The sequence below is a fragment of the Microbacterium sp. NPDC012755 genome (assembly GCF_042901325.1).
GTDB lineage: Bacteria > Actinomycetota > Actinomycetes > Actinomycetales > Microbacteriaceae > Microbacterium > Microbacterium natoriense.
In genome coordinates, this window is sequence record NZ_JBIBCT010000001.1 from 1,094,260 (window position 1) to 1,120,521 (window position 26,262).

Sequence of the window (26,262 nt, forward strand, 5' to 3'; positions counted from 1 at the left end):
CTATGCAACCGAATGGATGCCGGGGTATTCCCCCGCGGGCTCCCGCCGCATCTCCAGGTAGCCGTCCCCGTCTCCGCCGGCCACAACGAAGCCGCGGCGCTCGTACCAGCCGCGCGCCGGGGCGTCGTGCCACACCGACAGCGTGACGACGGCCTCGGCGGCATCCGCTTCGCCGAGGATGATCGACAGCAGCCGCCCGCCGATGCCTCTCCCCCTGGCCGTCGCCGACACCGCGATGTCGCACAGGCGCACGGCAGCCACGGAGTCCACGACATCCGCGGTCACCGCGTAGGCGACGGGAGCGCCGCTCTCCGAGAGCAGCAGGCCCACGGCATCCGGATGCTGTGCCAGCAGTCCCGCGAACTTCGAGGTCAGCTGCACCTCGACGAGCGGCCCTGCGACCGCCACCGGGATGCCGTGCAGGCGCTGATGCAGCTCCTCCGCGGCGATCGCGCGGAGACGCAGGTCGTCGAGAGAGACCCGTTCGAGTCGAGAGGCGTCGTCAGCCACGCGGTGGGAAGACGCCCTGCAGCGCGATCACGTAGTACATGCCGACATACGGGGGCATGTTGTTGTGCGGCGCGTTGCCTCCCGACGGCACAACGGCGTCCGGAGCCATGATCGCGTTCTTCGTCGATGCGTAGGCGTTGCGAGTCGCGCGGCCGTACCGGGTCTCGGCCCACCGCCGGTCCGCCGGATTGCCGGTGGTGCCCGCGGCCGCGACCGCGTTGGCGGGGTGCGTGTGAGAGGGCATCTCGGAGTTGAGGAGCGTGACGGCGGAGGACCCGCCCATCTCTCCGAGGTCACGCGGAGTGAGACCGGGCCCCGCGCCCTGGCCGATTACGAACGAGCCGTTCAGGTTGGGCAGGGCGAAGGTGACCTTCCCGTCGCCGCCGTAGTACGTGCCGAGGAGCGAGAAGAGCGCCGTGTTCTGCGAGATCGGGATGAGCTGGCCGCTGCACATCGCCCACCCCTGGGGGGCGAAGTTGAAGCCGACGGTGCGGATCTCGCCGACGAAGGGTTCCACCATGTTTGCGCTCCGGATGCTCGAGTGGTCAGTTGCGCGACGGGAAGACGCCCGTCAGCGCGATGATGTGGTTGACGACGAGGTAGGGCGACTGGTTCTCATGGGGCTGGTTGCCGCCGGTCTGACCGACAGCGGATGCCGTCATCGCTCCGCTCGCAGCCGTGCCGTAGCCGGGTTCGCTCACCGCGGCCCAGTACTTGCCCTGCGGGTTCGCGGTGTCCGCCGCTCCCGACGACGCCTGAGCGAAATGGGTGTGTGAGGGCAGCTCGGAGATCGTCAGGGTGTGAGCGGCTTCCCCTCCGACCGCCCCCTGCGGGATCCCGGCGAGGTCCGGCTGGATCGGAGAACGACCCTGCAGATCGGGCAACGCGAAGGTGGTGACGCCGTTGCCCCCGTACGTCGTTCCGAGCAGGGAGAAGAGTGCCGCGTTCTGCTGGATCGACAGAAGCTGTCCGTTGCACAGAGCCCACCCCTTGGGGGCGAAGTTGAAGGAGACCCGACGGATCTCTCCGAGGAATTGCAAGCTCATCGGTGCCTCAGTTCTGAGTGGGGAAGATGCCGTAGAGGGAGATGATGTACGAGATCGCCACGAAGGGCGGCATGTTCTCGTGCGGCTGGCTGCCGCCCGATGGGGCGAGGGCGTCTCCTGCCAATGTCGCGTTCGCCGCCGCATCGGAGTAGGCGTTCGACGCCTGCGCGGCCCAGCGTGACTGCGCAGGGGAGGTTCCGCCCGCTGCGGCGGAGTACGACGCCGTGTGCGAGTGCGAGGGCAGCTGCTGCTGCGTGAGGGTGACCGTCTCGACCCCCGCCCTCTGCCCGATGACGTATGTGCCGACGCCCGGCCGGTTCCCCGCATGCACCGCAGAGCGTCCCTGGAGGTCGGGGAGAGCGAATGTCGTCTGTCCGTCACCCCCGTAGGTCGTGCCGATCAGCGCGTAGAGCGCCTCGTTCTCCGAGATGCTGACGAACTGTCCGTTGCAGAAGGCCCACCCGACCGGTGCGAAGTTCCCTCCGAAGAGACGGATCTCGCCGACGTACGGTTCGCTCATGCCGCACCCTCCGCCCTGTCGACGACCGCCTCGAGCCGCGCATCGCCGCCGACCCGCGCGAGGAAGAGCGAGGCGACGAGCTCTCCGCCCTGCGTGAGACGGTAGATGCCGTCGCGGGCGCCCTCGTCGGTCGTGAACTCCAGACGGAAACGGTTCTCGGCATCCCCTCCCCCGTGCAGGTCGTCGACGCTCGCCAGCACCAGGCGGTGGGCCGACCACGGGGAGGCTCCCGAGAACTCGGCACCCTCGCGCCCGGCGAACATCGAACGCACGGGGGTGAGGGGATCGGTCCCAGGAGCGGATGCCGCGGCATCCGTCATCGGCCGCGAGGAGGTCGCGGCCACGGCCGGGGGTGCGCCGGCGGCCATGCCGACGCCGAGCACGACGGCACCGGCTCCGAGCACGCCTCGGCGGGAGATCACAGCAGTCATGAGCGCTCCTGCAGTCGGATGCACCCTGGGGTCTGCCTTATCAGGCGAGGTGCGGAACTGACGCTATCACCCGGCGTGGCCAACCGATAGCATTCCGATATTCCCGTTGATCTCACGGTGCCCCCAGCGCCCGAGCGAAGGACTTCGATGTCTGCTCCCCGGATGTCCCCCCTCTCGACGCGCGGCGCCATCGCCGCCATCGCCGTGCTCGCGTTGAGCACCGTCGGGCTCGTCGTCGCCGATCCCGCTGCGGCCGCGACCACGATCACCGTCACGAGCTTCACCGACGCCGATGCGAACGGCGCATGCTCGACGCCGAGCGTCACGACGACAGCCTCGCCCGTGACGCTGCGCAACGCGCTCTGCGTGGCGAGCAACCTCGGCGGCGAGAGCACGATCACGGTGCCCGGTGGCACGTACACCCTCACCGGCGGGGCCCTGAAGCTCGGCACGCAGTCGGGCACCGACGTGCATCTGGCGTCGTCCGGAGGACGCGCGAGCGTCGTCGGCGGCGGAACGACGCAGCTCCTCGCGATCGACGCCGATCTCGTGGGCGACATCTCCGTCGAGATCGACGGCTTCGCCTTCACCGGCGGCAGGGACACCGTCTACGGTGGCGGCGCGATCATCGCCGGCAGCTTCACCGCGGCCTCCCCCGACTCGCTCATCGTGCGCGACACCCGGTTCATCGACAACAGGTCGACCGGCGGCACCGCCAACCCCGGCGGCGCGATCCAGTTCATCGGCGGCGACCTCACGATCGAGGACTCGACGTTCGACGGCAACGACGCCGGTCCCGCCAACGGCGGTGCCGTGTACTACGAGGCGTCCGCATCGGGCGACGCCCTCTCGGTGACCGATTCCACGTTCACGAACAACAGGGTGACCGCGTCGGCGGGGATCGTCGCCGGCGGCGGCGCGATCGCGATCGATTCGAACGGCGTCGGGACGGCGCAGATCTCCGGCAGCACGTTCGGCTCCAACGTCGCCGACGGCACGAGCGGCACGGCGGCGCGAGGCGGCGCGATCCAGCAGCTCCAGGGCCCGTCGACGGTGACCGGCAACGTCTTCACCGCGAACGTCGCCAGCGGCGCATCCGCCGGTGGCGGCGCACTGGATGCCGCAGACGGCGCCCTCAGCGCCCAGTACAACTCCTTCTCGGGCAACACCGGCGCCGCCGCCGTACGCACGAGCGCCACGACCGTCGCGACGCTGACGAACAGCTGGTGGGGCTGCAACGGCGGTCCTGGCGCCGCGGGGTGCGACACCACGAGCATCGCCAGCGGATCGGCGAACCCGTACCTCGTGCTGAGTGCGACGACGAGCGCGAGCCTGATCGACACCGCGTCGACCGCCACGTTCACCGCATCGCTGCGCACGAACTCCGCCGGCAGCACCATCGGCGGCGCGAACCTCTCCGCCTTCGAGGGCGCGACCGTCGGGTGGACCGGCGTCGCTCCGTCCGGCTCTTCGGTCTCGCCCTCCGCGTTCCACCTCGGCGAGGCGACCACGACCTTCACCTCCGGCAGCACGGGCGGCCCCGGCGGCGCCACGGCGACCTTCGGGGCGGCATCCGTTCCCGTCTCCGTCGCCGTGCGTCAGATCGCGGCGTTCACGAGCGCGGCGAGCGCGACCGCCACGGTCGGCACGCCGTTCAGCTTCACGGTCACCGCCACCGGCTTCCCGGTGCCGAACATCTCGCTGACCTCACCCAGTGCCCCTCCAGGACTGACCTTCTCCGCCGGCTCCGGCTCGGCGACGCTCTCCGGCACGCCGACGAGCTCGGGCACCTATCCCCTGACCCTGACCGCGTCCAACGGCGGCGCCCCGGTGCAGCAGACCCTCACCGTCACGATCGGCGCCGCGCCGTCGTTCACCGGATCGCTCACGGCATCCGTCGCCGACGGCGACCCCGTCGACGTGACGATCACCGCGTCCGGCTCCCCGGTGCCGGAGATCGCGGCGACGGGAGGTCTCCCCGCCGGTCTCCAGCTCGACGACAACGGAGACGGTACGGCCCGCCTGCACGGCACGTCGACCGCCGGACCCGGCGAGCACGTCATCCATCTGACCGCGGCGAACGCGCTCGGCACCACCCCGGCCGACTTCACCCTGACGATCACCGCGCCGCCGGCGTTCACGAGCGCCGACCACACGACGTTCACGGTCGGCACGCCCGGACTCTTCCCGATCGTCGTCGACGCCGGGTTCCCTGTACTGAACACGGTGACCCTCACCGGCGCCCCGGCCTGGCTCACCCTGCTCGGTGCGGCGGGCATGCAGCAGCTGCAGGCCACGCCGCCCACGGGTGCGGGCGGCGCGTACACCTTCGATCTGGCCATCACGGGCAGCTCCGTCACCCAGGAGTTCACTCTGACGGTGCACGAGGCTCCCGTCATCACCGACCAGCCCGACTCGATCAGCGTGATCGCCGGCGCGGACGCCGATTTCACCGCGACCGCCTCGGGCTACCCGACCCCGACCGTGCAGTGGCAGCGCTTCACCGGCGGCTCGTGGACCGACATCGCGGGTGAGACCTCGACCACGCTGAGCATCGACACGACGATCGCGGATGCCGGAGCACGACTGCGCGCCGTGTTCACGAGCTCCGCGGGCACGGTCACCAGTGACGAGGCCGTGCTCTCGGTCGGTCAGGTGCCCGTGCTGGACGAGGTGGACCCCGTGACGGCCCCGGTCGGGACGCCCCTGACCGTCGACATCGCCAGCACCGGCATCCCGGTGAGCGCTCTGACCGCCACGGGCGTGCCCGCCTGGCTGACGTTCACGGATGCCGGCGACGGCACCGCCACCCTCACCGGCACCCCCGCCCTGACGGACGCCGGTGCGGTGGAGATCGCGGTGACCGCCGACAACGGCTTCGGCACGGATCAGATCACGGTGGACGTCACGGTGGTCGGCTCGCTCCCGGTGTTCCTGGGCGCCATGGTCGCGACCGTCGACCGCGGCGAGCCCGTCGACATCACCATCTCCACGACGGGTGTGCCGACGCCGACGATCGCCGCAACCGGGCCCGTGCCCGCCGGACTCTCCCTCGACGACAACGGAGACGGGACGGCGAGGCTGCACGGCACGCCCACCGCAGTGGCCGGCGAGTACTCGATCGCTCTGAGCGCGACGAACATCCACGGCACCGAGCCGGGCTCGTTCTTCCTCACGATCAGGGAGGCGCCGAGCTTCACGAGCGCCGACCACACCACGTTCACGGTCGGCTCCGCTGGATCGTTCCCCGTCAGCGTCAGCCCCGGGTTCCCCGTGAAGAACGCGGTGAGCATCAGCGGGGCGCCGGCCTGGCTCTCGCTCGACGGCGTCGCGGGTTCGCAGACGCTGGTGGGCACGCCCCCGGCGGGCTCAGGCGGAACCGTCTCCTTCGAGCTCTCGATCGACGGAAGCAGCGTCACGCAGAGCTTCACGCTCACGGTGAACGAGGCCCCCGTCATCACGGCCCAGCCGGTCGCCGCGACGGTCCTGGAGGGCACGGACGCGACGTTCACGGCGACCGCGACCGGGTACCCGGCCCCGACGGTGCAGTGGCAGCGCTTCACCGGAGGCTCCTGGTCCGACGTCGCCGGAGCCACGGGCACCACGCTGACGCTCGCGCCGGCGATCGGAGACGACGGCACGCTGTTCCGTGCGGTGTTCACGAACACGGCGGGTTCGGCGACGAGCGACGAGGTCCTGCTCACGGTCGGCCAGACGCCGGTCGTCGACGCGATCGACCCGATCACCGCGCTGGCGGGCGCCGCCGTCACGGTCGACATCACGAGCACCGGTCTCCCGGTGAGCACGCTCACCGCCACGGGTGTCCCGGCCTGGCTGACGTTCACGGATGCCGGCGACGGCACCGCCACCCTCACCGGCACCCCGGCCCTCGCCGACGCCGGCGCGGTGGAGATCACGGTCTCCGCGGCGAACGGCTTCGGCACCGCCGAGACCACCGTGCAGATCACCGTGCTGACCACCGTGGCCCTGCCGTCCGTGCTCCCGAGCGCATCCGACGGCGCGCTGACCGGGGTTCCCGCCTCGGTCGTCCGCGGCCAGCAGCTCACGATCGGCGGCTCCGGCTTCCTCCCCGGGGCGACGATCCAGCTCGGCATCTACTCGGTGCCGACGATGCTCGGCACGACCGTCGCCGACGGCACGGGATCGTTCTCGGCCGTCATCACCATCCCCGCCGGCCAGACCCTCGGAGCGCACACGATCGCCGCAGTCGGGATCGGCGCCGAGGGCACTGCGCGCCTGCTGACGGCATCCACGACGGTCGTCGCACCCGCGACGGGCGGAGGCACCGGAACCGGCGGACTCGCCGCGACGGGTGCGGATGCCGCTCCGTCTCTCGGCCTCGGGCTCATCGCCCTGTTCGCGCTGCTGGGCGGACTCGCCCTCATCCGCGGCGCGCGTCGGCGCCTGGCGTAGCGACGACGGGCTGCTGCGCGCTCAGCCGTGCAGCAGCCCGTCGAGCACGAGCTGACGGATGCGGGGCTCGAGGTCCGCCCACAGGTCGACCAGCGGCACCTCGAACAGGTCGGCGAGAGCCGACACGATCTGCACGACCGTGAGGTCGCCGTCGCAGGCTCCGACGAAGGCGGCGAGCGCGGAGTCGACCTTGAGAGTGCGGGCGAACCCGCCGCCCTGGCGCAGTTCGATCACGCTCGGGTCGTCGTTGCCGGGAAGGAGATGCCGCGCCTCGGTGACGTCGGATGCCGTGAAGAGCGTCGTCGGCAGTCCGTCGGCGAGCAGGTCGTGCGCCTCGAGCCCCTGACGCAGCGCTCCGCCGACGTTCGACACCGGCTGCGGCATCCGCTCGATCCGCCGCAGCGGCGTGGCCATGGGGTTGGCCGGGCGGCGCAGCAGGATGTACCCGAAGCCCACCGCGGAGACGCCGCGCTCCTCGAAGTCGTCGAGCCACGCGGTGAGCAGCCTCGTGAACGCCGCGTCGCGCGGGGTCGTGCCGCCGTCGCGGATCCACAGCTCCGCGTAGCCGAGCGGGGAGAGCTCCTCCCGCTGGATGACCCACAGGTCCACGTCGGCGGGAACCCACGACGAGAGGCGGTCGAGCCCGGACTCGACGACACGCGACTCCCAGTTGCCGAGCAGCTGCGCCGCCCCGCCCGCGGTGAGGTACGACGGAGCGGTGCGCACGAACTGCTCCACCAGCGCGTCGCCCACGAGACCGCCGTCGCGGTACTCGTACTCGGGCACGCCGTCGACGCGCGGCGTGATCACGAACGGAGGGTTGGAGACGATCAGATCGAACGCCTCCCCCTCGACGGGCGCGAACATGCTGCCCAGACGGAACTCGATGTTGCGGGCGCCGTTGAGCATCGCGTTCAACTCGGCGTACGCGAGGGCACGCGCGGAGATGTCGGTCGCCACGACGGATGCCGCGTGCCGCGACACCAGCAGGGCCTGGATGCCGCAGCCGGTGCCCAGGTCGAGGGCGCGGTCGACCTCGAGGGGCATCACGATCTCGGCGAGCGTGCGGGATGCGCCTCCGACGCCCAGCACATGGTCGGCGGGGAGGGCACCGTCGAGGGCCACCTCGTCGAGATCGCTCGCGATCCACCACTCGCCGATGCCGTCGGCGTCGACGAACGACTGCGGTCGCAGCAGAGCGGTCGGGGTGACGGCATCCTCCGTCAGCGTCGCCAGTCCGAGGCTCACGAGTCCCTGCACGCCCAGCTGCGGGAGCGCGGCCTCGACGGCGGCGGTCGGCTGCGGCATGCCGAGGACGAGCAGCCTGCCGAGCGTGGCGAGCACACCATCGTCACCGGAGATCGCACGCAGGATCGGCTCGCGCGTCCCGCGGGCGAGCGCGTCGTCCGCCTCGCTCCCCCACAGGCTCCTGAGCGGCTCCGAGCGGAAGTCGGCGGCGTCGAGATCGGCGGCGAACGCGGCGCAGAGGAGGGGCTCGGGCGTGGGTGCTGCGGTGTCGGACACGGCCGTCACTCTACGCGTCTTCAGGGTTCTCCATCGCCCGCGCACCTAGAATCACAGGGTCAGCACTCACGATCAGCCCGTTCTCGGGCGTTCGAGGAAGACCCCCATGACCGTGATCATCCCCGAGAGCGGCTTCCGTGCGCGCCTGCGGCGCGCGACGAGCGGAGCCGCCGTCTTCGCGATCGCTCTGGGTGTCTGCGGGATCGCCGCCACCAGCGCCCACGCCGCCGACAAGACCGACGACGCGGTCGTCGAACTGCACCTGTCGGCGGGTGCGAACGGCGCCGTCACCCCCGGTCTCTCCACCTCCGCCTCGGTGACCGTGCAGAACGGCACCGGCGACGCTCTCTCCACCGGTCACGTCGTGGTGGAGCTGAACCGGACAGCCCTCGCCGACCGCGCCGCTGTCGCCGACTGGTTCGAGTCCGAGGACGCCGACGGGGCGTTCGATCGCATCGCCGACGACAGCACTGTCGCCGTGAACGCGGGAGCATCGGCCACGAGCAGCATCCCGCTCCCGCAGGAGCTCTTCTCCGACCTCGCCCCCGGCGTGTACCCGCTGCGCGCCGAGCTCACCGGCGCCTCCCCGGGGTCGGGAAGCGAAGAGGATGCGACGGCGACGAGTGTGCTCGTGGTCTCGGCCGCGCAGCGGCCCCAGGTCGCCGTGCTGGTCCCGATCACGGCCACACCGCAGAACGGCGCCCTGCTGTCGATCGACGAGCTCACCGAACTCACGGCCGCAGACGGCGATCTCACCGCCCAGTTGGACGGCGTCTCCGGCACCTCGGCGGTGCTGGCGATCGACCCGGCGATCCCTGCGGCGATCCGCGTGCTCGGCACGTCGGCCCCGACCAGCGTGACCGAGTGGCTCGACCGCCTCGATGCCCTGCCCAACGAGCGCTTCGCCCTGCAGTTCGGCGATGCCGACGCCACCACGCAGGCGCAGGCCGACCTTCCGTCGCTGCTCGCCCCGACGACGCTCGCTCCGTTCCTCGACCCGAAGAACTTCCAGGCGCCCGCGACGCCGACTCCGGACGCGACGCCCTCGCCGACCCCGACAGACGGGCCCGTGCTTCCCGACGATGAGACCCTGTCGGTCGTCGACGGTGCAGCCCCCGGCATCCTCTGGCCGCGCGGAGATGTCACGACCGACGACCTCGCCGACTTCCGCACCTATCTCGGCGGCACGGCGTCGACCGTCCTGCCTTCGACGTCGCTGTCGTCCGGCTCGTCCGGGCACGCCGCCGTCGGAGACGCTGACGTGCTGGTCACGGATGCCGCGGCATCCGACGCCCTCTCCACGGCGGCGAACGAACCCGACGCGACCGCACGATCGCGGTCCCTGGCCGCGGCGAACGCATACCTCTTCCTCTCCGCACAGCAGTCGGCGTCGCCGCTGATCGTCGGACTCGACCGCGACGAGAACCGCACGGCCGATGCACTGCGCGACGCCGTCACCACGGCGGACTCCCCCGGGGTCGATCTCACCTCGGTGCGTGCGGCCCCGGCTGCCGCGGCATCCGTCGACTCCGACGTCGACGACGACCGCAGTGCCGCCCTGCACCGGATGCTCGCCGACGAGGTCACACTGGGCTCGTTCTCGACGATCCTCAGCGATCCTCAGCTGCTGCTCAGCCCCGAGCGCATCAGGATCCTGCGCACGATCGGGGTGGGGCACAGCGCCGCGCAGTTCGAGAAGGTCCTGCGATCCCACACGGATGCCACGCAAGACACCCTGGCCGCGGTCGACATCCCGCAGTCGAGCACGATCCAGCTGCTCTCTGCCAACGCGGATCTGCCCTTCAGCGTGCGCAACGACCTCCCCTGGCCGGTCAACATCGTGCTGTACACGCGCCCCAGCGACCCGCGCCTCGAGGTGAAGCCCGTCACCACCGCAGAGATCCAGGCCCGCACCACCGGCAGGGTCAAGGTGCCGGTCTCGGCACGGGTGGGCAGCGGCGAGCTCGACCTGCACCTCTCTCTCAAGAGCCCGACCGGCGTCTCGATCGGTCAGGATCAGACCGTCCGCGTCGCCGTGCGCGCCGAGTGGGAGGGCATCGGACTCGCCGTGTTCGGCAGCCTGATCGCCATCCTCCTCGTGCTGGGCATCGTCCGCACCCTGCGTCGCCGGCGCAAGAACCGCGACGAGGCGCCCCAGGATGCGGAGACGGATGCCGCGACCGATCCCGCCGATCCCTCGAAGGACCCTCAGTGAGCAGTCTCGGCCGCGCCAGCGCCCTCCTCGGGGCGGGCACCCTCGTCTCCCGCGTCACCGGCCTCATCCGGACGATCGTGCTGCTCGCCGCCATCGGCAGCTTCGGCCGCCCCGGTGATGCCTTCGGCGTCGCGAACCAGCTGCCGAACAACGTCTTCACCATCATCCAGACCGGCATCCTGACCGCCGTGATCATTCCGCAGATCGTGAAGGCCGGCGCCCACAAGGACGGTGGGCGGGCGTACATCTCCAAGCTGTTCACGCTGGGCACCGTGGTGTTCCTCGGGGCGACCGTCCTCGCCATGCTGCTCGCACCGTGGCTGGTCGCGCTCTACGGCCCGAAGTTCACGCCCGACCAGCAGGCGCTGGCGACGGCTTTCGCGTACTGGTGCCTGCCGCAGATCTTCTTCTACGGTCTCTACGCTCTGATCGGCGAGACCCTGAACGCGAAACGCGTGTTCGGCCCCTACACATGGGCGCCCATCGCCAACAACATCGTCTCGATCGCGGGCTTCCTCATCTTCATCGCGCTGTTCGGCGGCGACCGCAATCACGTCGACATGTGGAACCCCACGATGATCGCGCTGCTCGCCGGCACGGCGACGCTGGGGATCGCGCTGCAGGCCGCTCTGCTCCTCGTCTCCTGGCGGCGCACCGGACTCCGGCTCCGCGCCGACTTCCAGTGGCGCGGCGTCGGTCTGCGCGGCGTCGGCACCCTGGCGGGCTGGACGTTCCTGATGGTGATCGCCGGCCAGGTCGCCGGCTGGGTGCAGACCGCCGTCGTGGGCGACGCCTCGGGCGACAACCCCTCCGTCATCTTCATGCAGGCGGCATGGCTCGTCTTCATGCTCCCGTACTCGATCTTCGCGATCTCGATCGGAACCCCGTACTTCACTCAGATCGCCGAGCACGCCGCCGCGAAGCGCGACCTCGACGTCCGTGCGGATGTGGCCCGCTGCATCCGCGTGATCTCACTGTTCGTCGTCGGCTCGGGCATCGCTCTCGCCGCCGCCGCCGTGCCCGCCACCCGGATCTTCACCACGACCTCCGAGCAGGCCGTCCAGGCGGCCCCCGTGCTCATCTGCTATCTCGTGGGCCTCCTGCCGCTCGCCCTGCTGTTCATCGTGCAGCGCGCGTTCTACGCCTACGGAGACACCCGCACGCCCTTCTACTTCACCCTCGTGCAGGTGGCGCTCATCATCGGGCTCTCGCTTCTCGCGGGCGCTGTGGCCCCGATCGAGCAGCTCGCCGCCGCCATCGCCCTCGGGCAGTCGATCGCCGGGATCATCCAGACGATCATCGCGATCTGGATCCTGCGCAATCGCCTCGGCGGACTCGAGATCCCGAAGACCCTTCTCTCCCTCCTCCGTTTCTTCATCGCCGCCGTACCTGCCGGCTTCGCGGGATGGGGCGCCTATCTCCTTCTCGGCGCCGAGAGCGGTTGGACCCTCGGCAACAGCGGATCCAACTTCCTCGATCGCCTCCTGGGCGCCGTCGGAACGGGAGTGATCGGCCTCGCCGCCGTCGTCGTCTACGTGATCGTGCTCCTCCTGCTCCGCGCCCCCGAGCTGTCAGCCGCCACGCGGATGCTCCGCAGGTTCCTCCCCGGCCGCTGACCCCCTGCCCGTCCCTCGTCCGTCGGTCCCCTCCGTCGAGTCCTCGTGTACTCGTCGAGTGCACGAGGACTCCGCGTCCAGGAGAGCGCTGGGTCGGGGAATGCCCCGCGGTTACCATTGGTTGAAGCAGCGGAACCCCTTTTCAGGGAAGAGAGAGAGCACATGCGTCAGGTCATCATCATCGGCTCCGGCCCCGCCGGATTCACCGCCGCCATCTACGCGGCGCGGGCGAGCCTCAAGCCGCTGCTCATCGCGAGCTCGGTGGAGGTCGGCGGCGAGCTGATGAACACCACCGAGGTCGAGAACTACCCCGGCTTCCCCGAGGGCATCCAGGGCCCCGAGCTCATGGCCAAGCTGCAGGAGCAGGCGGAGAAGTTCGGCACCGAGGTCCTCTACGACGACGTCACCTCACTCGACCTCGAAGGACCCGTGAAGACGGTCACTCTCGGCAGCGGCGCCGTGCACGAGACCCGCACCCTGATCTACGCGACGGGCTCCGCCTACCGCAAGCTCGGCATCGAGGGCGAAGAGCGCCTCTCCGGCTACGGCGTCTCCTGGTGCGCGACCTGCGACGGCTTCTTCTTCCGCGAGAAGACGATCGCCGTCGTGGGCGGCGGCGACTCCGCGATGGAGGAGGCGACCTTCCTCACGCGCTTCGCCGACAAGGTCTACGTGATCCACCGCAAGGACACGCTGCGCGCCTCGAAGATCATGCAGGAGCGCGCCTTCGCGAACGAGAAGATCGAGTTCGTGTGGAACAGCGAGGTCGCAGAGGTCCTCGGCGGCGACGCCGTGACCGGTGTGCAGCTGCGCAACACGGTCGATGGCACGCTCAGCGACCTCCCCCTCGACGGCCTGTTCATCGCGATCGGCAACGACCCGCGCACGCACCTCGTACACGACAAGCTGACGCTCACCGACGAGGGCACCATCTGGGTCGACGGTCGTTCGTCCGTCACCTCGGTGCCCGGCGTCTTCGCGGCCGGCGACGTGATCGACCCCACCTACCGTCAGGCCATCACGGCCGCCGGCTCCGGCACGGTCGCCGCGCTCGACGCGGAGCACTTCCTCGCGGATTTTGACGACGCCTCGGTGGAGGTCCCCGCTGCGGAGGCCGCCGAGGTCATCGTCGCCTGAGGCAGCGGGAACACAATCGCATCGTTCGCTGTTGTAGCGGACGAAACCTCGAATCAAGGAGAAACTCTGATGAGTGCAAAGGCTACGAGCCAGGCGACCTGGGAGCAGGACGTTCTGCAGGCCGACGGTCCGGTGCTGGTGGACTTCTGGGCCGAGTGGTGCGGTCCGTGTCGTATGGTCTCGCCGGTGCTGGATGAGATCCAGGCCGACAACCCCGACAAGATCACCATCCTCAAGCTGAACGTCGACGAGAACCCGCAGCTCGCGATGCAGTACCAGATCACCTCGATCCCGGCGATGAAGGTCTTCGTCGGCGGAGAGGTCAAGACGAGCATCATCGGCGCCAAGCCGAAGTTCGCTCTCGAGCAGGATCTCGCCGCTTTCATCGGCTGACCTCCCGCACGCAGTCTTCGGGCCGTCGCTCCTTCGCGGGGCGGCGGCTCTTCTGCATCCCCTACTTGTCGGAGACAGGCACCGATGGCAGGCCGAGGGATGCTCTCGCCCGATCGACGATGTCCTGGATCACCTCGGTCTTGGCCGCGTTGTACGAGGATCTCCCCCGCGCCGCGGCCGCCACCGCGTCGCACTTGGCGTGGGCGTAGAGCGCGGCGTCATCGCGGTGGGCGCGGAGCCAGTCCCGCAGGATCCTCTGGTTGGCGGCATCCCACTCCTCCGCGGGGAAGAAGTGGGCGATGGCCACGCGCGTGCCGTCGTCGCTCAGGACGAGGACGGGATGCGTGCGCACAGAGCCCTCCGCATGCCACCCCGCGCTCTCCAGAGCGGGTCGATGGCGGGCGAACTCCGCCGCATCCACCACTCGGATCGCGACATCGATGACCGGCTTCGCGCGCAGCCCAGGGACCGCCGTGGAGCCGATATGCTCGATCACCCAGTCAGGGTCGCCGAGTGCGCGCAGCCCTGCCGCGATGCTCTCGAAGCGCTGCGGCCAGGCGGGGTCCTAGGCGACGAGCATCCGGGGCACGGAGCGCCTCTCAGGAGGCGTCGGCCACCGTCGGATCCCACCGACGGTGGCGCTGCTTCTCGTCGAGCAGGCCCCACACGGCCGGCGTCAGCTCCGGATACTCCAGTGCGATCTGCCGCAGGACGCGGTAATGACGCGCCTCGCTCGGTCGCACGCCGTCGTTCGCGGCGATGTTATCGGCACGCAGCAGGTACACGACGAGCTCGTCGACGCTGGGCAGCTCCTCCATGAACTCCCAGGGGTCCTCTCCCCCGAGGAGCCGCTCCTGGATCAGCACGGCCAGCTCGTCCGACGCCTCCGCACGCAGCACTTCGAGGCTGGCGCGGCGGGGAACGTGCTCGGTCATGCTTCCAGCCTACGTGCCGAGAGCGGATGCCGGGCGGCATCCGCTCCTCATCGCGTGGTCTCCCCCATGTCCTCCAGGGACTTGCCCTTCGTCTCCTGCACGAACCGCCACACGAACAGCAGCGACAGCAGGGCGAAGGTCGCGTAGAGGCCGTACGCGAGGCCCAGCGAGATGTCCTTGAGGCCCGGGAACGAGACCGTGATGACCCAGTTCGCGATCCACTGCCCGGCTGCGGCCAGCGAGAGCGCCGCGGCGCGCATGCGGTTCGGGAACATCTCACCGAGCAGCACCCAGACCACGGGGCCCCACGACATGCCGAACGAGATCACGAAGAGGTTCGCCGCGATGAGGGCGATCGGTCCCGCTGCTCCCTGGAGCACCGGTGTGCCGTCGACGACCGGCGCCGTGCCGAAGATCACGGCCATGGTCGCCAGCGTCACGGTCATGCCGATCGAGCCGATGATGAGCAGCGGCTTGCGCCCGAAGCGGTCGACCGTCGCGATCGCGATCAGTGTCGTCAGGATGTTAATCACGGCGCTGATCACCGTGATGACGAACGCCTGCGACTCGTCGAAGCCGACGGCCTCCCAGAGGATGTTCGAGTAGTAGAAGATCACGTTGATGCCGACGAACTGCTGGAAGATCGACAGCAGCAGGCCCACCCAGACGATGCCGGCGATCTTGCCCGTCGGGGTGCGCAGGTCGGCCCAGGAGGGCTTGGTGGTGCGCTCCATGGTGGCCTGGATGCGGATGACGGTCGTCTCGATCTTGTCGGGACCGAGCATCTTCGCCAGCACCTCCCTGGCCTCGTCCACGCGATGCTGAGCCACCAGGAACCGCGGGGACTCGGGGATCGTCAGAGCCAGCCCGCCGTACACGACGGCCGGGACGGCCATGGCGAGGAACATCCACTGCCAGGCGCCCAGGCCCAGCCAGAACGGCTCGTTGGAGCCGCCGGCAGCGGTGGCGATCAGGAAGTCCACGAGCAGGGAGATGAAGATGCCGGTGACGATCGCGAGCTGCTGCAGCGAGGCGAGACGTCCGCGGATGCGTGCGGGAGCGATCTCGGCGATATAGGCCGGGGCGATCACCGACGCCATGCCGACACCCAGACCGCCGATCACGCGCCCCACGATGAGAACCCACAGGTCGGGCGCGAGGCCGGCGACCACGGCGGAGATCAGGAACAGCACCGCGGCGATCTTCATGACCGCGAGTCGGCCGACCCGGTCGGCGATCCTTCCGGCGATCAGGGCGCCCACGGCCGCGCCGAGCAGAGCGGATGCCACGGCGAACCCGAGTGACACCGGATCCGCATCGAAGGTCTTCTCGACTGCCGACACCGCGCCGTTGATGACCGCGCTGTCGTAGCCGAAGAGGAAGCCACCGAGCGCGGCGACCACGGCGATCCTGATCACTCCTGCGCTCTTCGAGTCGCCCTCGTCGTCGAAGACCGATTCCTCCTGGGGTACTGCCCCGTGTCCAGCCATGATCCCACCCTCCGTCATGACCACCGGCGACGGCGTCGGTGGTCAACACACTTGCACAACGAAGAACCCCGCGCCACAGGTTTCTGCAGCGCGGGGTTCTTCGTGGTCTCGGCGGTCGTCAGCTGCGGCCGTAGCCCTCTTCACCCAGCTCATCGAGGATGCGATTCAGATCCTGGATGGATGCGAAATCAATCGTGACCTGGCCTTTGCGTGCACCGAGGCTGATCTTCACCCGGGTGTTGAGCCTGTCACCCAGCTTTCCGGCGACCTCATCGAGGTACGCGCGGCGCGCGCCGGGAGTCGGCTTCGCGGTGCGAGCGGGCGTGGACGGCTCGGTCTTCGCCGCGACCTCGGTCGCGCGGACAGACAGGTCTTCGTTGACGACCTTGTCGGCGAGCCGCTGCATCGCCTCCGGCGTCTCCAGGCTCAGGATGGCGCGGGCATGGCCGGCGCTCAGCACACCGGCGGCGACGCGCTGCTGCACGGGGACGGGCAGTTTGAGCAGACGGATCGTGTTGCTGATGCGCGGACGCGATCGTCCGATACGGGTCGCGAGCTCCTCCTGCGTGATGCCGAAGTCCTCGAGCAGCTGCTGGTAGGCGGATGCCTCTTCCAGGGGGTTCAGCTCCGACCGGTGCAGGTTCTCGAGCAGAGCGTCTCGAAGCAGGTCCTCATCGGCCGTCTCGCGGACGACCGCGGGGATCGACGTGAGTCCCGCCTCGCGGGCCGCGCGCGTACGGCGCTCGCCCATGATGAGCTCGTAAGCTCCCTCGCTGTTCCTGCGCACGACGACGGGCTGCATGACACCGAACTCGCGCACGCTGTGCACGAGCTCTGCGAGGTGCTCCGTGTCGAAGTGCGTGCGCGGCTGACGAGGGTTGGGAACGATCTCGTGCGGGTCGATCTGGATCAGGTGGATGCCGGGGATCGCCTCGAGTTCGGGCGCGGCATCCTCGACGGGCTGCGCTGCAGCCTCTTCGACCTTCTTGATGGATGCCCCGGGGAAGAACACATCCACCGGACGCTCTGCCTGATCAGCGGTGGGAATGAGGGCGCTGATCCCCCGACCCAGCCCAGTGCGCTTCGCCATCATTTCTCCTTGCTCTGCGCCGCTGTGCGCGACGCGATCTCGACGGCGGCCTCGCGATACGCGATCGCACCGGCGGACTGCCCATCGTAGGTGATCACGGTCTGTCCGAAGCTCGGCGCCTCCGAGACCCGCACCGAGCGCGGGATCACGGTGTCGAGCACCTGCGTCGGGAAGTGAGTGCGTACCTCTTCGGCCACCTGGTGGGCGAGGCGGGTGCGTCCGTCGAACATCGTGAGCAGGATGGTCGACAGGTGCAACCCGGGGTTCAGGTGCTTCTGGATCATCTGGATGCTCCCGAGCAGCTGGCTCAGTCCTTCCAGGGCGTAGTACTCGCACTGGATGGGGATGAAGACCTCGGACGCCGCCGTGAAGGCGTTGATCGTCAGCAGCCCCAGAGACGGAGGGCAGTCGATGATGACGAAGTCCATCGGGTTGCTCTCGAGGTAGTCGAGCAGAGCACGACGCAGTCGGTGCTCACGAGCGACCTGGGCGACGAGCTCGATCTCGGCGCCGGCGAGGTGGATCGTGCTCGGCGCGCAGAAGAGGTTCTCGTTCTCGGGGCTCTGCTGCACGATGTCTGCGAGAGGGAACTCATCGATCAGCACGTCGTAGACGCTGGGGACTTCCGCACTGTGGGGCACCCCCAAGGCGGTGGACGCGTTGCCCTGCGGGTCGAGGTCGATCACGAGGACCTTGGCGCCGAGTCCTGCGAGGGCTGAGGCGATGTTCACCGCCGTCGTGGTCTTGCCCACGCCGCCCTTCTGGTTCGAGACGGTGAGGATGCGGGTGTCACCGCTGAAGTCGATCGAGACGTCTTCGAGAACCCTGCGGCGGGCAGAGAGGTCTGCGAGCTCCCGCGCGAGCGGCGTATCCATCCCGAAGGTGCTCGGTGATGCCTTTTCGGATTGTTTCACGTGAAACATCCACTCCTTTCGGGGCCGGGTTCGAGTCTAATCGCTACAGGCGACGTGGCTGAGCGGAGATGTAGGGCCTGGGGACTACTCTCTGTGTTTTTCTGGACTGTCCTGGTTATCTTCAGAGCTGCTCGTCTTAGTGAGAAGTCACTGACAGGTGTGTTGCTCTGGCGAGATCGGAGTCTCTGCCTGCGCCAAGGTGTGCTCGCAGCAGGGCGCCCACCGATGCCTGTGGCTGCGGCGTCGCTCCAGTCTCGGCAGGTGCATGTCCGTGCGCTCGCGTTGCATCGACGTTCGTGACGCCATGATGCGGCACCACTCCCCTACGCGCTCTTGCATCACATTCGTCACGTTGGCCGACTCCGTCTGCGAGTCGATGCATGGAGAGCCGAGGGGCGAATCCTGTGGCGTTTCACGTGAAACGGTGGACGAATCCACCGCTCTTCAGGACTGTCGTATCGCGTTCGTGACGCCACATCTGGGAATGTGTGGACGAAGAGTAGCGAGGTGTCTCTTTGTGATGTTTCACGTGAAACGGGGCCGGATCCACTCCTTCCACACTGTCCCATGACGCCGGTCACGCCGATCGGCAGCTGCTGGGAGCCCTGGACGAAGGGCATATGCGACGCTCACAAGATTGCTTCACCTGAAGCGGTGGTCAGCTCCTCCCCTTTCGCACTCCCGCGAGGTGTTGGTCACGCCGATCGTCAGCCTCTGCGACTAGATGGATGTGAAGCAGAGAGGGGGGCTCATGTGATGTTTCACGTGAAACGGTGGCCAGCGCCACCATCTTCGGCCTGTCACATCACTCTCGTCACGCCGATCAGAGTCACCTGGGAGCCTGTGGACGAAGAGTGGATGGGGAAAACAAGTCGGTCCCGCATGAAACGGTGGTCGGCGCCACCATCTTCAGTACTGTCGCGTCACGTTCGTCTTGCCGGCCGGGCATCTGGGAGCTTGTGGACGAGGACTAGATGGGGGATCACAAGAGCGTCTCACGTGAAACGTTGGCCAAGTACTCCCCCCTCCCCGCGTTCGAGAGGCGTTGGACACGTTGGTTGTCGGCCTCTGCGACTAAGTAGACGCAGAGCAGAGAGGTGGCCCATGTGAAGTGTCACCTCATCAGCCAACATGCTCAACACAGTCGCACCACGGTCGCCGCTCCGGCCAGGATCATCTGGGTCCGTGAGACGCAGAGGAGAAGGATGACTCGTGCGTTGTTTCACGTGAAACTGTGGTCGATCTCGCTATCTCACCCATCTCCCACAGCCGCCAGGCCTGCCTTCTTCCCCACATCAAGCCGGAAACCGGCCGTCGACCACTGCCAACCACCAACTGGACAACGGAAACCGGACACGTGACCGCGCGTAAGACCACACGATCCGGTGCGCATGCCCTACCCACCGTCCATTCCGTCGCCACTTCACGCCTCACGCCTCAACTTCTCACTTCTCACTTCTCACCTCTCGCCGCTCGCCGCTCGCCGCTCGCCCACGGGGCCACGGGGCCACCGGGCCATCGGGACAGCGGACACCGGATACGTGACCGCGCGTAGGACCACACAATCCGGTGCCGCACGCCCCACCACCGTCCATTCCGTCGCCACTTCACCTCTCACGCCTCGCCTCTCGCCTCTCGCCGCTCGCCCACGGGGCCACGGGGCCACACATCGCCTGTCATAGATCACACACTGAACCCGCTAGACGGGAACGAGCTCTCCCAACACCGCCCATCACCCTCGACAGGCGCGGCGTTTCACGTGAAACATGGGCCTACGGACTGCACCTCGCCTCGTGGGCAAGACTCACCATCCCTCCCCCACTGTTATTCATGGAAGCCACGTTCGCCCGCGCGTAGTACCCAGCGCCAGTCACCGAGTGGTGATCCTTCGTGCATCGGTACACCCCACAGGCGACCAGAGCACGGTGCGGTCATCGATGCACGTACTCCCAATCCGCTGCGGATCGGGGTTGATCAGACTCAGAGACACGACCACCGCCCCAAGATCTCATTGATCCTTCGGACACTGGGGCGGGTTCCTCACCAGCAACGGAGCAACCGTAGTGTGCATGCGTGGATCATGTTTCACGTGAAACACTCCGAGTGCGACGTTTGTACGTGAGTCACACCGCGCCGACTGGACGAAAGCCTGGCTGCGAGGTTGGCAGAATCCCCTGTCGTGGTAGCGGACTCCTTCCCGCGGTGCCGTCATCATCACCACAGCGCGTTCGAGCAGCTCAGAGCGGCTGCTTCGCACGCCTCTTCCGCATCCACTAGTCCTTCGGCAAGCGCGCGGCTCTCACCTCTCAGAGGAGCTCTCTTCGCTGTGTGAGGACGTTCACCCGCAATCAGACGAGCTCAGCAAGGTCCGGTGAAACTCGCCTCGACACCGCGTCTCTTCGCAGGAGCCGTCCCTTGTTTCATGTGAAACGTACACTCACTACCCACGTCCTCCGCGAAGCTCACGAATATGCCTACGCCCAGACTGAACCGCCGGCTGGGTAGCCATAGCCGTTTGCACAAAGTTCTGAGCAATGCGTGACGGCATCATCGGCGTTTCACGTGAAACACTCTCGTCGCGCGCAGTCATCCCCGAACCGCGCACGAGGACACAGCATCGACCGGAAGCATCCGAACTGGCGTACCGAACCACATCTATGCCTACGCCTACGCCTACGCCGTGCGCCAAACAACCGTGAACCGAGGATGTTTCACGTGAAACATCCTCGGCGTATCCCCTCCACCACGCCGCCTCCTTCCCCACCACTGGAGCCAGTTCCGTAGACAACGCGGAGCTATCACTCCCGGGTGCATGTCCCACAACCAAGACTCCCGCATCAGTGGCAGGTCTATCCAGCGAGCACGAGTCCCAGCGACAGAGATTTCCGGTGTCAACATCTCAGGGCGCAGCTCACGTCGAACCGCAGCGGGAACATTCCGGAAGACGCATTCCTGGGAAGAGTCACACCGACGCAAGAGCTCTGCCCCAGTTCAACCGGCCCACAGCGCACCGGGGACGCACAGCCATCCATCGGACTCTACCGCAGCGCGAGGCGACGATCACGACCCTCGAGGGAAGGTGCCGACACACCTAGTTCCGGTACTCACCGCAAGTACCTAGGCCGTCAATGCAGGGGAAGACCAAACGCAGTCCGTGATTCCTCCGCCGACGAGAACCGCAGCTCCCATACACATCGATGTTTCACGTGAAACATCAACCCTGGTCAGCGGACGCGAGCCCGAACGACTCGGGTGGTCTCGGTGAGAACGCCCTCACCGAGGACCTCAACGCGTACATCCGCCAGGCGGAACTTCTTGATCTGCTTCTGCGCCGCGTCGATCTCGTTCGCGGCGTTGAGCCCCTTGAGGAGAGTGAGCTCTCCCCCGTCACGCACCAGGGGTGCAGTCAGCGGGATCAACGTTCGCAGTGCGCTGACCGCGCGGGCGGTGACGACGTCGAAACCCTCTGGGCGGCGCACGTCCTCGGCACGAGCGCGGAGCACCTCTACGTTCGAGAGGGCCAGTGACGACACCTGCTCGTTGAGCCAGGTCACGCGGCGCTCCATCGGCTCGATGAGCGTCCACTGCACATCCGGACGGGCGATCGCGAGAACCACACCGGGCAGGCCGGCGCCGGATCCGATGTCCGCAACCGAACCGTGGAACAGCGGTGCGGCGATCACACTGTTCAGAATGTGCCTCGTCCAGAGGCGAGGGAGCTCCAGCGGGCCGATCAGACCTCGCTCCTCCCCCTCACGCGCAAGGGCCTCGGTAAAGGAACGGGCGACATCGAGGCGATCGCCGAACAGCTCGGCCGCGATCGCGGGCTCGACCTCGACGTCACTCATGACTGGACTCGCAGAATCACGTGAGGTCTCAGCGACGACGCAGTACGGTGTGGCGATCCGCGCCCTCACCGTACGACTCCGAGACAAGACCCTGATCAGCGGCAATATCGTGGACGAGCTTGCGCTCGTAGCTCGACATCGCCGGCAGGGAGGCCTGTGATGCCCCATCGTCCAGCTTCGCGGCGGCGGCATTCACGAGCGTCTCGAGCTGACGACGACGCGTGTCGCGCGAACCGCCGATGTCGAGGATCAGGCGCGAGAACGCACCGGTCTTGTTCTGCACGGCCAGGCGGGTCAGCTCCTGCAGAGCCTGCACGGTGTCGGGGGCCGAGAGCAGCGACAGACCATCGCCCTCCGCCTCGACCGACACATAGGCGCGGCCCTGACGAACGTCGAGGTTCAGATCACCGTCGATGTCGGCGATGTCCAGCAGCTCCTCGAGGTAGTCGGCAGCAACGTCGCCCTCGTTCTCCAGCTGAGCGACGGTCGGCTCGACCGCCTCGGTCAGGTTCTCGCTCATGCGCCGGATCCCTTCTTCTTCGCACGCTTCTTACCCACGGGCTGCTGCCTCTTCGGGGCTTCGGCCTTGGCCTTCTCGACCTCTTCGACGAGACGCTGCTGCTCCGCCTCGAACACCGCCATGGGAACGACCTTGCCGGAAGAGTCGATCGCCTTGCCCTTGCGGGCCAGTCGCTCCTCGCGGGCCTTCGCCGCTTCAGAACCGGGCGTCGGCATCTCACGGATGACAAGGAACTGCTGACCCATCGTCCACAGGTTCGAGATGAACCAGTACACGACCACACCGAGCGGGAAGAAGACACCCGAGAAGATGAAGCCCAGCGGCAGGATGTAGAGCATGATCTTCTGCATCTGGTACGCCTGGCCGGTCTTGGCCTCGGGCGACAGGTTCTTCGAGATGATCTGCAGCTGAGTGAAGAACTGCGAGCCGATCATGAGCACGACGAGCGTGACCAGGATGATGATCGCCGTGGTGTTCTGGTTCTCCCACGCGTTGCCGAGCGTCTCGTGCAGCGACGCGACACCGAAGAGCTTGGCGTCGTAGAACTCCTTCGTCAGCTCCGGGCTGAGGAGACCGACACCACCCAGACCGGCCTCGGCGTGCTTCTTGACGTCGCTCAACACCGAGTACAGCGAGAAAAACACCGGCATCTGCACGAGGAGCGGAAGACAGCTCGACATCGGCGTCGTGCCGTGCTTCTTGTACAGGGCCATGGTCTCGCGGCTCATCGCCTCACGGCTGAGCTGGTCCTTCTTGCCGCGATATTTCTCCTGCACTTTTCGCAGTTCAGGAGCGATTTCCATCATCTTTCGCTGGCTCTTGATCTGCTTCACGAAGAGCGGGATCAGAGCAGCGCGGACGACGATCACGAGTCCGACGATCGACAGCACCCAGGTCAGACCGGATGCCGCGGGGAGTCCGACGGTCGTGAGGAGCCAGTGCCAGGCGACGAGCACGAGCTCGACGAGCCACTTCAGCGGCCAGAGGATCGTGCCGAGCAGGTCGAAGCCGCCGGACGCAGCTCCTGACGGAGACGGCGACGGCGTGGCCGCAGCGAGCAGGAGGTCAAGACCCACTGTTCAGTCCTTTCGGGCAGGGACGACGAAACCGTGTGAAGTCAGGTCGTAGCGGAAGTGTTCATGCGGACGAACGTCGTCGACGCCGCCGCGAGTCCAGGGATTGCAGCGGAGGATGCGCCATGCCGAGAGGAGCGTTCCCCGCGCGGCGCCGTGCTGTTGCACCGCACCTACAGCGTAGGCGGAACAGGAGGGGTAGTACGCGCACACGTCGCCGTACATCGGTGAGATCACCCTGCGGTATCCGGTGAGGAACCCGAGCACGAGGTTCCGAGGGATCAACGGGATGCTGCGGATCAGGTCATGCGCATCGAAGTGCGCCGATCCGATCGACGAGGCGGGAAGCGCGCTCATGCCGTCACCCGGTTCAGGCGTCCGAGACAGCGGTTCACTTCGGTGCTGAGCTCCGCGTAGCTCGCCGTCGCGGATGCAGGAAGGGCACGGATGACGACATCCGTGCCCTCTGGAACCAGCGGCAGGGCCTCAGCGCAGACTGCTTTGAGTCTGCGACGGACGGTGTTGCGCACCACGGCGCCACCCACCTGCTTGCTGATGATGAATCCGAACCTCGCGGCTCTGCTCTCGCCCGTCGACAACATGGACGTCACGACTCGGGACCCGCCACAACGGGATCCGCGTCGAACGACCAGTCGATAGTCGCTCCCGCGGGTCAACCGAAAGGGGCGGGCGAGCACAGCGGGTTACGCGGAGAGCTCGACGCGGCCCTTCCCGCGGCGAGCCGACAGGATCGCGCGGCCGGCACGGGTGCGCATGCGGGCACGGAAACCGTGCTTCTTGGCGCGGCGGCGGTTGTTGGGCTGGAAGGTGCGCTTGCTCATGGGATCACTCCGGGAATGCTGTCACCGGAACCATTTCGACCGGAGACATAGGGAACTGCCGTTCAGGCATAAGTCAACCGACTAAGGGTACGTCTTGACGGCGCGCAGAGCAAATCTGCGCGCTCAGAGGCCAAGGTGCGACCACGATCCGCACAGCTATTATCCACAACCTGTGCGTCCTCGCGAGACGCAACACGCCCGCGGATTTTCAAGGGCAGGTTGCCGTTCTCAGCCCAGGTGACTACCGTGGCATCCGAAGTTATCCACAGGGGGGACGCGATTCCGAGCATCCCTCCTCGATCCCCTGCCCGGAGCGTCATGTCCTCACCTGCCCAGCCCGACGTTCCGATCTGGACCACGGTGCAGGATCTGCTGGAGGCGGACGACCGGGTCACGCCGCAGCTGCAGGGATTCCTCAGCCTCGCCGTGCCGGCGGGCGTCATGGCCGCGACCCTCTATCTCGAGGTGCCCAACGACCTCACCGCCGCCCAGATCAACAAGCGTCTGCGGCTGCCGATCATGGAGGCCCTCGCCCACGTCGGCGAGGATGTCACCTCGTACCGGGTCGTGGTGAACCACGAGCTCGCCGAGCAGCCGACGGCACCCATCGCGGTCCCCGACTACGGGCGTCAGGAGTCTCAGCGCCCCGAGTCGCCGATGGAGCAGCCCACACCGCTCCGCCACGAATCGCGCCTGAACCCGAAGTACACCTTCGACAACTTCGTGATCGGCCAGTCCAACCGCTTCGCCCATGCCGCAGCGGTCGCTGTCGCGGAGGCTCCGGCCAAGGCCTACAACCCGCTCTTCATCTATGGGGACTCCGGGCTCGGCAAGACCCACCTCCTCCACGCGATCGGCGACTACGCGCAGTCCCTCTACGCCGGGGTGAAGGTGAGATACGTCTCCAGCGAGGAGTTCACGAACGACTTCATCAACTCGATCGCGAACAACCGCGGAGCCGCGTTCCAGGCGCGCTACCGCGAGGTCGACATCCTCCTCATCGACGACATCCAGTTCCTGCAGGGTCGCGCCGAGACCCAGGAGGCGTTCTTCCACACCTTCAACACGCTGCACGACCACAACAAGCAGGTCGTGATCACCAGCGATGTCGCGCCCAAGCTCCTCACGGGCTTCGAGGACCGGATGCGGAGCCGCTTCGAGTGGGGTCTGATCACCGACGTGCAGGCTCCCGACCTGGAGACGCGCATCGCGATCCTGCGCAAGAAGGCGCAGAGCGAGTCCCTCCACATACCCGACGAGGTCCTCGAGTACATCGCGACCGTCGTCTCCTCCAACATCCGCGAGCTGGAGGGCGCACTCATCCGCGTCTCGGCGTTCGCGAGCCTCAACCGCTCGGCGCTCGACATCTCCCTCGCCCAGACCGTGCTGCGCGACATCGTGGACACGGCGGAGGACAACGTCATCTCGCCGACCGACATCATCACGGCCACCGCGCAGTACTTCAAGCTCACCGTCGACGACCTCTACGGCTCGAGTCGATCGCAGCAGATCGCGACCGCACGGCAGATCGCCATGTATCTGTGCCGTGAGCGCACGAGCCTCTCGCTCCCGAAGATCGGGCAGCTGTTCGGCAACCGCGACCACACCACCGTCATGTACGCGTACAAGAAGATCAGCGAGCTCATGAAGGAGCGGCGCTCGATCTACAACCAGGTGACGGAGATCACCACGCAGCTCGGCCGCCGCTGACGGCCTCGACACAC

22 protein-coding genes and 1 pseudogene are annotated in these 26,262 nt (G+C 67.7%); 6 read left to right on the forward strand and 17 right to left on the reverse strand.

Features of this window, described 5'->3' with window-relative positions; translation table 11 throughout:
* Genes ACFY5A_RS05265 through ACFY5A_RS05285 form a run of 5 tightly spaced genes read right to left on the reverse strand, consistent with a single transcriptional unit; the run spans position 1 to position 2,507 of the window.
* Complete coding sequence (locus ACFY5A_RS05265; protein WP_387232210.1) at positions 1 to 510, reverse strand: GNAT family N-acetyltransferase; 510 nt, start codon at positions 508 to 510, stop codon at positions 1 to 3.
* Complete coding sequence (locus tag ACFY5A_RS05270) at positions 503 to 1,030, reverse strand: tail fiber protein (RefSeq protein ID WP_341940806.1); 528 nt, start codon at positions 1,028 to 1,030, stop codon at positions 503 to 505. The genes ACFY5A_RS05265 and ACFY5A_RS05270 overlap by 8 nt, the downstream gene beginning before the upstream one ends.
* Positions 1,031 to 1,055: 25 nt before the next feature.
* On the reverse strand, positions 1,056 to 1,556 hold the full coding sequence (locus ACFY5A_RS05275) for a tail fiber protein (protein WP_341940805.1): 501 nt from the start codon (positions 1,554 to 1,556) through the stop codon (positions 1,056 to 1,058).
* A 7-nt stretch (positions 1,557 to 1,563) separates the two neighbouring features.
* Positions 1,564 to 2,076 carry a tail fiber protein gene (locus tag ACFY5A_RS05280; protein WP_341940804.1) on the reverse strand — a complete coding sequence of 171 codons (513 nt, stop codon included), beginning with the start codon at positions 2,074 to 2,076 and terminating at the stop codon, positions 1,564 to 1,566.
* Positions 2,073 to 2,507 (reverse strand): hypothetical protein, encoded by a 435-nt coding sequence (locus tag ACFY5A_RS05285; protein WP_387232213.1) that lies wholly within the window; start codon positions 2,505 to 2,507, stop codon positions 2,073 to 2,075. The genes ACFY5A_RS05280 and ACFY5A_RS05285 overlap by 4 nt, the downstream gene beginning before the upstream one ends.
* A gap of 162 nt (positions 2,508 to 2,669) precedes the next feature.
* On the opposite strand from ACFY5A_RS05285, the gene ACFY5A_RS05290 reads away from it, so the two are divergent.
* Complete coding sequence (locus tag ACFY5A_RS05290; RefSeq protein WP_387232215.1) at positions 2,670 to 6,941, forward strand: beta strand repeat-containing protein; 4,272 nt, start codon at positions 2,670 to 2,672, stop codon at positions 6,939 to 6,941.
* Positions 6,942 to 6,962: 21 nt separating this feature from the next.
* Here the strand turns inward: ACFY5A_RS05290 and ACFY5A_RS05295 are convergent, their stop codons facing one another.
* Positions 6,963 to 8,474, reverse strand: coding sequence for a methyltransferase (locus ACFY5A_RS05295; RefSeq protein WP_387232217.1), 1,512 nt, complete (start codon positions 8,472 to 8,474; stop codon positions 6,963 to 6,965).
* A gap of 97 nt (positions 8,475 to 8,571) precedes the next feature.
* Here ACFY5A_RS05295 and ACFY5A_RS05300 point away from each other — a divergent pair, with 97 nt between their 5' ends.
* From ACFY5A_RS05300 to trxA, 4 genes are all read left to right on the forward strand, one after another.
* A complete protein-coding gene (locus tag ACFY5A_RS05300; RefSeq protein WP_387232219.1) occupies positions 8,572 to 10,680 on the forward strand; it encodes a DUF6049 family protein in 2,109 nt (702 codons plus the stop codon).
* Positions 10,677 to 12,296 carry a murein biosynthesis integral membrane protein MurJ gene (gene murJ / locus ACFY5A_RS05305; RefSeq protein ID WP_341940799.1) on the forward strand — a complete coding sequence of 540 codons (1,620 nt, stop codon included), beginning with the start codon at positions 10,677 to 10,679 and terminating at the stop codon, positions 12,294 to 12,296. Before ACFY5A_RS05300 ends, murJ begins: the two co-directional genes overlap by 4 nt.
* Positions 12,297 to 12,458: 162 nt before the next feature.
* Positions 12,459 to 13,433, forward strand: coding sequence for a thioredoxin-disulfide reductase (gene trxB, locus ACFY5A_RS05310; RefSeq protein ID WP_387232221.1), 975 nt, complete (start codon positions 12,459 to 12,461; stop codon positions 13,431 to 13,433).
* Between the two features lie 69 nt (positions 13,434 to 13,502).
* Entirely contained in the window at positions 13,503 to 13,826 is a 324-nt protein-coding gene (gene trxA, locus ACFY5A_RS05315) for a thioredoxin (protein WP_105677494.1), read from the forward strand.
* Positions 13,827 to 13,887: 61 nt separating this feature from the next.
* Here trxA and ACFY5A_RS05320 read toward each other — a convergent pair.
* The 11 genes and pseudogenes from ACFY5A_RS05320 to rpmH form a co-directional block, all read right to left on the reverse strand.
* Positions 13,888 to 14,379 (reverse strand): annotated as a pseudogene (locus ACFY5A_RS05320) (GrpB family protein); the annotation flags it as partial.
* A gap of 46 nt (positions 14,380 to 14,425) precedes the next feature.
* Complete coding sequence (locus ACFY5A_RS05325) at positions 14,426 to 14,761, reverse strand: tryptophan synthase subunit alpha (RefSeq protein ID WP_105677492.1); 336 nt, start codon at positions 14,759 to 14,761, stop codon at positions 14,426 to 14,428.
* 47 nt (positions 14,762 to 14,808) lie between these two features.
* The gene (locus ACFY5A_RS05330; RefSeq protein WP_223585476.1) at positions 14,809 to 16,251 is read right to left on the reverse strand and encodes a sugar porter family MFS transporter; all 1,443 of its coding nucleotides are present in this window, start codon (positions 16,249 to 16,251) and stop codon (positions 14,809 to 14,811) included.
* A gap of 118 nt (positions 16,252 to 16,369) precedes the next feature.
* On the reverse strand, positions 16,370 to 17,341 hold the full coding sequence (locus ACFY5A_RS05335; protein WP_223585475.1) for a ParB/RepB/Spo0J family partition protein: 972 nt from the start codon (positions 17,339 to 17,341) through the stop codon (positions 16,370 to 16,372).
* The gene (locus ACFY5A_RS05340; protein WP_387232224.1) at positions 17,341 to 18,264 is read right to left on the reverse strand and encodes a ParA family protein; all 924 of its coding nucleotides are present in this window, start codon (positions 18,262 to 18,264) and stop codon (positions 17,341 to 17,343) included. The genes ACFY5A_RS05335 and ACFY5A_RS05340 overlap by 1 nt, the downstream gene beginning before the upstream one ends.
* 3,215 nt (positions 18,265 to 21,479) lie before the next feature.
* A complete protein-coding gene (gene rsmG, locus ACFY5A_RS05345) occupies positions 21,480 to 22,103 on the reverse strand; it encodes a 16S rRNA (guanine(527)-N(7))-methyltransferase RsmG (protein WP_387232226.1) in 624 nt (207 codons plus the stop codon).
* Positions 22,104 to 22,131: 28 nt separating this feature from the next.
* Entirely contained in the window at positions 22,132 to 22,623 is a 492-nt protein-coding gene (locus ACFY5A_RS05350; RefSeq protein WP_105673390.1) for a R3H domain-containing nucleic acid-binding protein, read from the reverse strand.
* Positions 22,620 to 23,699, reverse strand: coding sequence for a membrane protein insertase YidC (gene yidC / locus ACFY5A_RS05355; protein ID WP_341940796.1), 1,080 nt, complete (start codon positions 23,697 to 23,699; stop codon positions 22,620 to 22,622). The genes ACFY5A_RS05350 and yidC overlap by 4 nt, the downstream gene beginning before the upstream one ends.
* A 3-nt stretch (positions 23,700 to 23,702) precedes the next feature.
* Positions 23,703 to 24,053, reverse strand: a complete 351-nt coding sequence (yidD, locus tag ACFY5A_RS05360; protein WP_223585472.1) for a membrane protein insertion efficiency factor YidD — start codon at positions 24,051 to 24,053, stop codon at positions 23,703 to 23,705.
* On the reverse strand, positions 24,050 to 24,394 hold the full coding sequence (rnpA, locus tag ACFY5A_RS05365; RefSeq protein ID WP_105673393.1) for a ribonuclease P protein component: 345 nt from the start codon (positions 24,392 to 24,394) through the stop codon (positions 24,050 to 24,052). The genes yidD and rnpA overlap by 4 nt, the downstream gene beginning before the upstream one ends.
* Positions 24,395 to 24,400: 6 nt before the next feature.
* Positions 24,401 to 24,538, reverse strand: a complete 138-nt coding sequence (gene rpmH, locus ACFY5A_RS05370) for a 50S ribosomal protein L34 (RefSeq protein ID WP_045257399.1) — start codon at positions 24,536 to 24,538, stop codon at positions 24,401 to 24,403.
* 441 nt (positions 24,539 to 24,979) lie between these two features.
* Here rpmH and dnaA point away from each other — a divergent pair, with 441 nt between their 5' ends.
* Positions 24,980 to 26,248 carry a chromosomal replication initiator protein DnaA gene (gene dnaA, locus ACFY5A_RS05375; protein ID WP_374954052.1) on the forward strand — a complete coding sequence of 423 codons (1,269 nt, stop codon included), beginning with the start codon at positions 24,980 to 24,982 and terminating at the stop codon, positions 26,246 to 26,248.
* The last annotated feature ends 14 nt before the right edge of the window (positions 26,249 to 26,262 follow it).